The sequence below is a fragment of the Acinetobacter rongchengensis genome (genome assembly GCF_003611475.1).
Taxonomy (GTDB): Bacteria; Pseudomonadota; Gammaproteobacteria; order Pseudomonadales; family Moraxellaceae; genus Acinetobacter; species Acinetobacter rongchengensis.
Genome location: NZ_RAXT01000070.1, coordinates 1 through 10,921 on the forward strand (window position 1 = coordinate 1; position 10,921 = coordinate 10,921).

Below are 10,921 nucleotides of genomic sequence, written 5' to 3' on the forward strand. Positions count from 1 at the left end.
GCTGTAGTCAGCGCTGTATTCGCTGTCGTATTGGCTGTATTCGCTGTATTTTGCGCTGTCGTTACATTCGCATTTGTTGTAAATAACTGTCCGCCATTCACTGCTTCTTTCGAACCTGATGCAATACTTCCGTCTGCTACATTGGTGATCTTGTCGCCACCAACATCTAAACCATTCACTGTACTGGTTAACGTCGTTGTATTTGCTCCAGTTCCTATCACTGCTTGTGGCGTCGTGATACCAGTATTATTAATGACTGTGTTACCTGTCGTGACGCTACCCGTCGCTCCAAGGTTAATGTCTTTGGCGAGTTTAACCGTTAAGGTATCTGTGCCATTTGAAACTACACCAATATTATTATCTACAAGTGTGCCTGTTGCTCCACCCTTAACATTGAGGTCTTGACCAAGTTTACGGGTCGCTTTCGTGCCACTATCACCTACAAAGCCAAGCGGGCTGTCTGCTAGTGTTTGTACTTTACCATCAACATAAGTTTTATTCGTTGCATCTGTCCCTGCTGTAGGTGCATTATTCACCGTTACACTGGTAAATGTCGGTGTTGCACTGGTACCAATGGTGATGTTGTTGCCACTACGGGTCACTTTAACGTTACTACCATCAAGGAACTGTATTGTATCACTCGATTTAACCGCTGAAGCAGTATCTCCGTTCGCTTGTAATTTCCACGTTTGGTTTTGTAGGTTGGTGACATTTGTATTCGTTGTATTAAGCTGGCTACCATTCACCGCATCTGTTGAAGTAGATGAAAGCGTACCCGCCGCTACATTCGTGATCTTATCGCCACCAACATCTAAACCATTCGCTGTACTGGTTAAGGTCGTCGTATTCGCTCCAGTTCCTATCGTCGAAGAGCCTGTAACAGTACTATTACCATTCACCTGTAACCCTGTAGATGTCACAGTTCCTGCAAAACTTGGTGCATCGACTACATTGTATTTATAGGTATTGGTTGCAGCATCATACACTGCTGTTGTATTGGTGCCATTCGCAAAGTTAACCGTTTCTCCAAGCTTAACGTTGTCTGCAGTTCCACCATTTACACTAAAGTTTAGCCCTTTACTCACTTCATTCGCAACAGAATACAACTGACTACCATTGATCGCATCGGTACTTGTTGATGTTACTGCACCTGGCGCAACATTTTTTATTTGTCGTTCAAAACCTGCTTTACCGACTGAAACTTGGTCTCCGGCACCAATAGTTGATCCACCTGAAAAACCCGAATACGTCACACCATTCACAGTTGCACTTGTTACACTCGTTGCATTTGTTGCTGTTGTTGAACCAGCACCCAAAGCCACAGCATTATTTTGTGATGCATTCGCCCCCACACCTAAAGCGACCGAAGCAGTACCATTTGCCGTCGTACGTGTACCAAATGCTGTACTTAAATCACCAGATGCTTGTGCCTGAACACCAACAGCAACAGCCGACACACCAGCAAGTGTAGACCGATATATACCACTCGTAATTGTGTCACCTGTAAGCGTATTATATGTGGCAGCCGCACTCATACCAGCGACAACATCTAAATCATCGCCACCAATTGCTACGGAAGAAGCACCTTGGGCTATTGAGTCATTACCAATAGCAGTTGATTGAACACCTTGAGCTTTTGTATTGGCACCGATAGCAACAGCCTGTATAGCACTTGCATTCGCCCCTATACCAAAAGCAGCTGTCTGTGTTGCTGTAGCCTGTGCAGTAGAGCCAACCGCAGTCGCCTCACCAACCGCATTTGCAGCATAGCCTAATGCCACGCCACGCAAACCTGTACCTGTAGCTCCATCACCAATTGCAACTGCGCTATTAGCTAAAGCTTTACTTGCCACACCTATAGCAATTGAATTCAGAGCATTCGCATTTGAACCCGCCATTAAGGCCAAAGCATGATTACCAGTAGCAACTGCTCCATTGAAGATATTACTATTAGCTGTACCATCCCCACTTGAACCAATTGCAACAGCACCTATACCGTTTGCCATTGGACTTTTGGGAAGGGTAGCGGCAGTAACACCTGCAGGAAGTGGAAGGTTAGGATCTACTAGTCCACTACCAATAGAAACACCACCCTTACCTGTTGTTGTTGTAGGATTTGCATTAAAATTTGAACCAATGACAACGGCCTGTGAAGCACTTGCACTTGTAACAATATCATTACCAATCAGTGTAGATTGCTCACCATTACCATAAACATTTGGGCCAATCGCAATCACTTCAACAGCATTTGACTGAGTTGTACCAGCTCCTGCCCCACCAGTACCACCAGATGTGTTACCAATTGCTATACCCGTAGCCGTACTGCTCGTACCACCAGCAGTAGTATATGCCGCTATTGCCTCTGGACTAAATGTCACCATCAAACTAACAGTTGCCGCACCGACAATACTTGTAATTTTAGAGGATTTTGTTTTACCTTTTGCAAGCTCTGATACTGCTACCCATGTACCTAAAGTCGCATTCCAAATAACTTTATAGATCTTATTCATTTCGATTTCCTCTAGGAGATAGATTGCAGCAGTTACCTTTTGGCTAAACAATGCATACAAAACATACAATTTTTTGCTATTTAACAATCTATATACAATTTTTTCAATTATTTTTTTGAGATATATTTCACTTTTTTAAACAACAAACAACAAATACATTTACTTTTTTATTCTAATTAAACAATAAAATTTAATTAATATAATATTTTAAATAAAATCAAATAGATATGAAAAATATATTATTTTTTAAGATTTACCATATAACATCCAATAAAAGCCTCTATGTGTGACAATTTTTGTCAACAAATGCCATATATTGCGTGACACAACTCACACTTTTTTGATTATTAAATTTATGTTAATTTTTCATATTAACTAACTAAATAATGATTGCCTTTTTACACAGCATCTAGCCCTTAAAGATTTGTTATAATTCCCTGAGCATGGATATTAAATGAGTCCTTATTTTGAAAATAATTTTTGCAGGCACACCTGAGTTTGCAGCAACAGCTTTGGCAGCACTTCTTCAAACTGAACACGAGATCGTTGCAGTCTATACGCAACCTGATCGTAAAGCTGGTCGTGGGCAAAAACTGACCGCATCTGCCGTCAAACAGTTGGCTTTAGCGCATAATCTGCCTATTTATCAACCCTTACATTTTAAGGCTTCGACTGAAGAAGGTTTAGCAGCACAGCAACAACTTGCTTACTTAAATGCAGATGTGATGGTGGTTGCAGCTTATGGTTTGATTCTGCCTCAGGCCGTTTTAGATTTGCCTAAATATGCGTGTCTAAATATTCACGGCTCTTTACTCCCACGTTGGCGTGGTGCAGCGCCGATTCAACGTGCAATCGCAACGGGTGATATTGAAACGGGTGTGACCATTATGAAAATGGCAGCTGGTTTAGATACAGGTGATATGTTATTTAAAACATTCTGCCCGATCACTGCTGAAGATACGTCTGCAACGCTCCATGACAAACTTGCCATACAGGGTGCTGAAGCAATCTGTACTGTTTTAACATCAGAAGCAACTCTCAAAGATTATTTAGACCAGCGTGAAGTTCAAGATGAAGCTTTCACAGTCTATGCCCAAAAACTATCCAAAGCCGAAGCACAAATTGATTGGACTCAGCCCGCAATCGATATTGATCGTAATATTCGTGCCTTTAATCCGTGGCCTGTGGCTTTCACCCCAATTGATGAAAATAATAATCTACGTGTATGGAACTCATCACTATCGGATCAAAGCGCTTCTACAGCTGCGGCTGGTGAGGTGATTGCAATCGATAAGCAAGGTGTACATGTGATGTGTGGTGATCAAAAAGCAATTTGTATTACCCATCTACAATGGCCCGGCGGTAAAGCATTAAATGCTATGCAAATCCAACAAACGCATAAACTCTCTTTAGGATATACATTCGCATGAGTCAAATTCAATCTTCTGCAAAAAATTTGAATTTGCGTGCTCAAGTTGTTAAAACACTGGTGGCTGTTGAAAATGGACAATCGCTAAGCTCTGTTTTAAATCAACATATCAATAGCGTTGCTGAACGTGATCGTGGCTTATATCATGAGTTGACGTTGGGCTGTTTACGTCAATGGCATTCTCTAAAAGCGATCACACTGCCTTTGCTGACTAAGCCTTTAGACAATGAAGCGCTGGAAAGTTGTTTATATTTAGGCTTATATCAAATTTTATGTACGCGTATTCCAGCACATGCTGCAATTTCAGAAACAGTCAATGCTGCAAAACAATTAGGCTTTGAGCCTTTAAGTGGCTTGGTGAATGCAATTCTGCGTCGTGTTTCACGTGAAACAGAAGCATTTCAAACCGCATTAAATGATTCGCATGGTTTACCTAGCTGGTTGTATAAACGCCTTAAAAAAGATTGGCCTGAACAGCTTCCAAACCTGTGCCAAAATCTCAAACAAGCTGCTCCACTGACTTTACGTGTCAATGAGCGTCAAATCAGTCGTGATGAATATTTAGACATTTTGGATGAAGAACAAATCGATGCGCATGCTTGCGATTTTTCGGATGTGGGTATCGTGCTTGAGCAAAGTGGAAATATTACGCTGTTACCTGGTTTTGAAGAAGGCGGTTTTTCTGTTCAAGATGAACATGCTCAGTTGTGTGCTACGCTGTTACCAAACTTAGATAACCAAGTCGTTGTGGATGCATGTGCTGCACCGGGTGGTAAAACAGCACATATTCTTGAGCGTTTTAACCCTAAAAAATTAATTGCACTGGATCATGATGCAAAGCGTTTATTACGTGTTTCAGAAAATTTAGAACGTCTAGAATTAAATGCTTATGCAGAAGTAGACATTATTGAAGCAGATGCAACCCAATGGGTCGCTAACGAGCCTGTGGATTGCATTATCTTAGATGCACCATGTTCCGCAATCGGTGTGATGCGTCGCCACCCTGATATTTGTTTATTGCGTCAATCTACGGATATTCCAAAAACTGTAGATTTACAAAAACAGATTTTAAATCAGATGTGGAAACAGCTCAAAGTTGGTGGAACTTTGCTGTATATCACTTGCTCTATTCTCAAAGTTGAAAATGAACAGCAAATGCTAAACTTCTTTGCAGAACATGCTGATGCTGTTGAATCGAAAATTGATGCGTCTTGGGGTATTGAGCAAATTCATGGCCGTCAGTTATTGCCTGAAACAAATCATGGCGATGGTTTTTATTATTGTCGGATTGAAAAAATCGCATAAAAAAAGCAGGCTTTCAAGCCTGCTTTTTATCACCAACTTTAAAAACTACAAGGTATGATGATCTTTAACTTCATTTAAAACATCATCTGCCTCTTCAGGGTGCCGCATTAAATGCATGATTGATAATGCTAAACCACCCCATAAAAACACCATGGAAATGACCATCATCACGATAGCTGAAGTATTCATTCTATTTCTCCTAGCGATCTTTCATTTTAGATAAAAGTATAGCGATCACAGCACAGAAAATCACACTGCCCCATCCAAAGATAAACTGCATACTGAAATCATAAGTGTCATAACCCTTCATAATTAAATTATAAACGGTCATAGATAATGTCACTAAAAGAATCATCGATGTGATGACAGTTAGAGTGAAAGACCAGCCTTTACCCAATTGAATGGTTGAAATACGATTCACATGATCACGTAACGCAACCAAGGCATCGCGTTTAAACCAAGCAACACTAATAATTGAAAGCAAAGCACCGCCAATAATCCCAATGTTATTGATAAAGTGATCGACAATATCAACCAATTTAATCGCATTCACACTTGAGAAAAGAATAACTGAAACGAGAGCACTACCACCACCAACGATAGTGACTGCCTTTTTACGCCCCCATTTCAACTTATCTTGCATCGCAGCAATAGGCACTTCCAAGATACTCACCATCGATGAGATCCCTGCAACGAATAAGGAAGTAAAGAATAAAATACCAAATAAATCCGCGCCAGAACCCAAACTTGAAATGATTTTTGGGAATGCAATGAAAGCTAGGCCAATACCACTACTCACCACATCTTGAACATTAGTTCCTGCTGAATGTGCCATAAAACCAAGCGCAGCAAAGATACCAATACCTGCTAGAATTTCAGTTGATGCATTGGCAAAACCAACAATCAAACCTGAACCTGTCAAATCAGTTTTTGGCTTGAGATAAGATGCATAGGTCACCATGATCCCGAAACCCACAGACAATGAAAAGAAGGTGTGACCATAAGCAGCCAACCAAACTTTATAATCCATCATTGCTGCCCAGTTCGGTGTAAAGAAAGCATTTAAGCCTTCTGCTGCACCTGGTAAGCGTAATGATTGAATCACGAGAATGGTGAATAGAACAAACAATAATGGCATAAAGATCTTATTCGAAAGCTCTACACCTTTTTTTACACCACCATACAAGATGATGAGTGTTAACGTCCAAATCCCAACGATTGGCCAAAATAAATGACTGACAAACTGAAAATCAAAAGTTGCTGATTTTGTGGTTTGTAAATAGGTATTAAAGAAAAACCCTTCTGGATCTGAACCCCACATCTGTCCGATCGAGAAATAAACATAACTACCAGCCCATGTCAGTACACTTGCATAATACAAGCCAATAATGATACAGACACAAACTTGCCACCAACCCAGTGTTTCACCACCTTTAAACAAAGCACGATATGCTTTAGGAGGTGAATTATTACTTTTATGCCCAACAGCATAATCTAAAAATAAAAGCGGTAAACCTGCTGTAATTAAAGCAAGTAGATACGGAATAAGAAATGCGCCACCACCATTTTCATAAGCAACATAAGGAAAACGCCAAATGTTACCTAAACCAACAGCAGAACCAACTGCTGCGATAATGAAGCCTGATCGTGACGTCCAGTTTTCACGAGAATTTGCCATACAACACCTAATCTGTAGATGCCCTCAAATGCTGCTTATTTTCTTTGTGATATCGCAAGCAAAAGAAGTACCAATAAAAAATTTTGTTGTTTGAATAAGAATGATGCCTTTTGGGCAATTTTTTCTAATTACAAACCAGTCCATTTTTGAATCATCTTTGCTTAAAAGAAATTTCTTAAAAGTACTGTTTAATGATGCAACAATACCTGTTTTCCTCGCTTTTTTCTGTAACTTACAACCTAAATCTCAGACTTTTTCATGTAATTTATCTCGGTTTGATAGTTTTTTATTCAATTTATTCATTAAATCGATTTAAGTGTTCTTTTAACTCAACTTATGGCTCGTTTAAATTTTTAGGTAAGCGATAATGCCCAATGATTTTATACTCAAATAAAATATCATTCTCTCGCGTACCATAACCAATATTATGAATCACTAAAGGTGTGCTTGAAAACATCGTAGTTTTATCCGAAATAATCCCAATATGTACCAATCCTTTGCCCAAATCCCAAGTGACGATATCACCTGCCAAATACTTTTGATCTTTGACTTGATAACCTTGTCTTTGAAAATAGGTCATGATATTGGGTACACGCCGATGATCAATATTTTTATCTGTTCCCTTTAAGCCCCATTTTTGCGGATACTTTTTAAAATTTGCTTTCATGTCCTCATGAATACGCTGTTGCAAATCAATATTTTGATGCCGTAAAGCTCGAATCACCACATCGGTGCATACACCTTTAATGATTGGAACATCGCCCATTGGATACTTTAACTGGGTATAACTTGGATCATAATACAAAGTCTTCCAAATTTGAGAACGCGCATCTGTAACCAATTTATGATTTTGGAATGCCCACGTCTGAAAGGCCATACCCATAAAAAAGCAGAGGGTAAATATCCGCAGTCCGCATTTTATGATCATTTTTAAAAAACCTCACTCATAAATCCAAGCACAAAAAAGGAGCCGAAGCTCCTTTAAATATGGCCTATTGTTTAATTACAAGCAACCTTTCCTCTTGCATATCCCGAATAGCAGATTGAATCCCTTCACGTCCTAAACCGGAGTCTTTTACTCCACCATATGGCATATTATCTACACGGAAAGTTGGAATATCATTGATGATTACACCACCCACATGCAAATGATCCCATGCATATAACATTTTATTTAAATTCTGTGTATAAACACCCGCTTGTAAGCCAAAGCGACTTTTGTTGATAATATCGATCCCTTTTTCAAAATCTTTATATTTTTCTAAAATTGCCACTGGACCAAAGGCCTCATTTTGATAAATTTCAAGAGACTCATCAACATTCTCAAGGAGTGTTGCTTCAAATAGAACCCCTTTTAACGTTCCTCCGCTGAGAATTTTTGCCCCTTTCTTCTCAGCTTTATCCACCCATTTTTTTAAGCGTACAGCTTCTGATTCTTTAATCATCGGCCCCACGATCGTGGTCTCTAAACTTGGATCAGCTGCTTGAATATTCTTTAACTTGGCTATCAGCTTTTTCTTTAATTCAGAATAAATATTTGCATGAACCAAAATGCGCTGCACACTGATACACACTTGCCCCGCATGACTATATGCTCCACTAATTAATCGATCCACCAATGCATCAGTAATTTCAGTTTCAGGCTCAATCAATACCGCAGCATTACCACCCAGTTCTAAAGTGACCTTTTTACGTCCTGCGCGGGCTTTCATATCCCAACCGACTTGGTCAGAGCCAGTAAAACTTAACAATTTAAAACGATCATCCGTTACCAAAACATCCGCATGTTCACGAGGACAAGGTAAGATCGAGAAAGCCCCTTTAGGAAGGTCGGTTTCTGCTAAAACTTCAGCAATTTTAAGCGCTGAAATCGGTGTTAAACTTGCTGGTTTCAAAACAAATGGACAGCCAGCAGCAATTGCGGGTGCAATTTTATGTGCTGTCAAATTAAAGGGAAAATTAAACGGGCTAATTAAAGAAACTGCACCAATTGGTACATGTTGTACCATACCACGATATGCAGATGCTGCTGGTGTCACAGCAAGCGGCATTAAATAACCATTGTCTAAAGTGGAAACAGCATCTGCTGCAATTTGAAAAGTATTGATCAGTCTTTCAACTTCTGCTGTCGCCGCAAGTTTCGGCTTCCCCCCCTCAATAATCAACAGTTGGACTAACTCATCACGCATTTCTTTAAAACGAGTGACACAATGTAAAAGGATTTTTTGTTTTTGAAATGGCTTTAAAGCCGCCATCTCCTGTTCAGCTTTCACAGCAGCGTTAATCGCCTTTTCTAAAACCTTAGCATCAGCTAAAGCTACTTTGGCATAAACATTTCCAGAAAACTTATCATGTACTTCAAGCCACTGCCCTGTTTTTACAGGTTTACTTGCCACATACAATGGAAACTCTACAACTTGCTGATCGATTGTATCTTTCATATTACCCTCTATTCTCTATTTTAATAATGCAAAATTTAACAAACCCCTATATCATGCGCTCAGTTTATAAAGTAATAAATGTATTTAGGTAAAAAAATACAGGACAAAAATCTTTTTGGAGATAGAAATGAATAAATTTAAATTATCAGCATTTATGCTTACGCTTGGGCTAAGTTCTTTTGCACAAGCTGATTTTATTGGTTTAAAAGGTGATGTAAGCTATTGGATCACTGAGGGTAGCTTCGATGTTAATAAACCATACGAATCACATGATGAGTTTGATCGAGATGGTGCTGTTCAATTATCGTTAGCATTCGAACACCCAATTCCATTTGTTCCAAATGCTAAAATTAAATATGTAGACTTAAATAGTACAGCATCAAATAACCTATATAAAACAGATGCTTCAATTACAAATACAGACTATATTTTATACTACGAAATTTTAGACAACGTTATCAGTCTCGACGTTGGTTTAGGTCTAGCAAACTTAGATGGAGATATTAAACAATACACTCCAGTGGACTATATCAAATACACAATTGATGGTAATGGTTTAAGTGGCTATGTAAATGTAGGTGCTAAATTACCATTTACTGGCTTAAGCACTTCTGCAGAACTTGTACATAGTAGTTTTTCGGATGGACAGTTTATGGATATCCAAGCCGAACTTCAGTACGATTTTGTTAAATCAATTGCTTTAGATCTTGGTGCTAAAGTTGGCTATCGTTTTATGCAAATAGATATTGATGAGGCTAAAGACCAAGATTTGAAACTTGAGTTCAAAGGGCCATATGTCGGTTTAAATGCTCATTTCTAATTTTTGAATGCCAATATAACCACACTTTATTGCGAACAAAAAGCAGATCAATTGATCTGCTTTTTTAATATCAAAGTATTATTTAGCTATGTAAGAAATAGCTTACAAGAATTAAAGCCTTTGTCATCTTTTCCATAATCTCAAAATTTCATATTCTAAACACATAGGGAACAGGAAGTTTCCCAGACAAAAAACAACAATAATCGGTCTGAGCATCAGGAACGTGAGATTAGACAGGAGTCAAATCTAACTAACCCATACAAAGAACCCCGTCAGGATGATGGGGGTTCTTTTTATCTATGGATTTAAGTTTTATAAGCTTTTTAAATACTTGATAATCTCTTTATTTTCAGCCATTTCTGCAAGTTCTAAAGCCGTATACTCAGCTTTGTAATTAACATCTGCACCTTTGTGAATTAATAACTTTACGATTTCAAGATGATCATTTTCAGCAGCAGCATGTAAAGCGCTATAGCCTTCATCATCGGTTTGGTTTACGTCTACACCTTGTGATAATAATTGCTCTACTTGTGAAATATCACCTAAAGATGCAGCATAAACCAATTCAGGAAGATGTAATTCTTCGTCATTTTCAGGAATTGGGGAGAATGAGTTGAGTTTCATAAAAAATTCTTCATAATAATTTATAAAATAATAACTTCAAAAATCAATTTCGAGAAACAGCTTTGTATCAAAGCATAAAAAATTCTTTACAACATTGAACTGATGACGTTTTAC

General features: G+C 38.7%; 9 protein-coding genes. 3 read left to right on the top strand and 6 right to left on the bottom strand.

Annotation, left to right across the window (positions count from 1 at the left end; genetic code table 11):
- Positions 1-2,510: ESPR-type extended signal peptide-containing protein (locus D7V20_RS17295; protein WP_120385230.1), on the bottom strand; the 2,510-nt coding region annotated here is incomplete at its 3' end.
- 467 nt (positions 2,511-2,977) lie between these two features.
- Between D7V20_RS17295 and fmt the strand changes: the two genes are divergently transcribed.
- Positions 2,978-3,940, top strand: a complete 963-nt coding sequence (gene fmt, locus D7V20_RS17300; protein ID WP_120385231.1) for a methionyl-tRNA formyltransferase — start codon at positions 2,978-2,980, stop codon at positions 3,938-3,940.
- Entirely contained in the window at positions 3,937-5,244 is a 1,308-nt protein-coding gene (gene rsmB, locus D7V20_RS17305; RefSeq protein ID WP_120385232.1) for a 16S rRNA (cytosine(967)-C(5))-methyltransferase RsmB, read from the top strand. Before fmt ends, rsmB begins: the two co-directional genes overlap by 4 nt.
- Positions 5,245-5,289: 45 nt before the next feature.
- On the opposite strand, the gene D7V20_RS17310 is transcribed toward rsmB, so the two are convergent.
- The 4 genes from D7V20_RS17310 to D7V20_RS17325 all read right to left on the bottom strand — a co-directional run bounded on the left by D7V20_RS17310 (position 5,290) and on the right by D7V20_RS17325 (position 9,363).
- A complete protein-coding gene (locus D7V20_RS17310; protein WP_120385233.1) occupies positions 5,290-5,433 on the bottom strand; it encodes a methionine/alanine import family NSS transporter small subunit in 144 nt (47 codons plus the stop codon).
- A gap of 10 nt (positions 5,434-5,443) precedes the next feature.
- Positions 5,444-6,922 (bottom strand): sodium-dependent transporter, encoded by a 1,479-nt coding sequence (locus tag D7V20_RS17315; protein WP_120385234.1) that lies wholly within the window; start codon positions 6,920-6,922, stop codon positions 5,444-5,446.
- Between the two features lie 334 nt (positions 6,923-7,256).
- Positions 7,257-7,805, bottom strand: coding sequence for a DUF1287 domain-containing protein (locus D7V20_RS17320; RefSeq protein WP_120385235.1), 549 nt, complete (start codon positions 7,803-7,805; stop codon positions 7,257-7,259).
- Positions 7,806-7,914: 109 nt separating this feature from the next.
- The gene (locus D7V20_RS17325; protein ID WP_120385236.1) at positions 7,915-9,363 is read right to left on the bottom strand and encodes an aldehyde dehydrogenase family protein; all 1,449 of its coding nucleotides are present in this window, start codon (positions 9,361-9,363) and stop codon (positions 7,915-7,917) included.
- A gap of 127 nt (positions 9,364-9,490) precedes the next feature.
- On the opposite strand from D7V20_RS17325, the gene D7V20_RS17330 reads away from it, so the two are divergent.
- Positions 9,491-10,183 carry a TIGR04219 family outer membrane beta-barrel protein gene (locus tag D7V20_RS17330; protein ID WP_120385237.1) on the top strand — a complete coding sequence of 231 codons (693 nt, stop codon included), beginning with the start codon at positions 9,491-9,493 and terminating at the stop codon, positions 10,181-10,183.
- A 312-nt stretch (positions 10,184-10,495) separates the two neighbouring features.
- On the opposite strand, the gene D7V20_RS17335 is transcribed toward D7V20_RS17330, so the two are convergent.
- On the bottom strand, positions 10,496-10,807 hold the full coding sequence (locus D7V20_RS17335) for an ankyrin repeat domain-containing protein (protein WP_120385238.1): 312 nt from the start codon (positions 10,805-10,807) through the stop codon (positions 10,496-10,498).
- Positions 10,808-10,921: the final 114 nt, after the last annotated feature.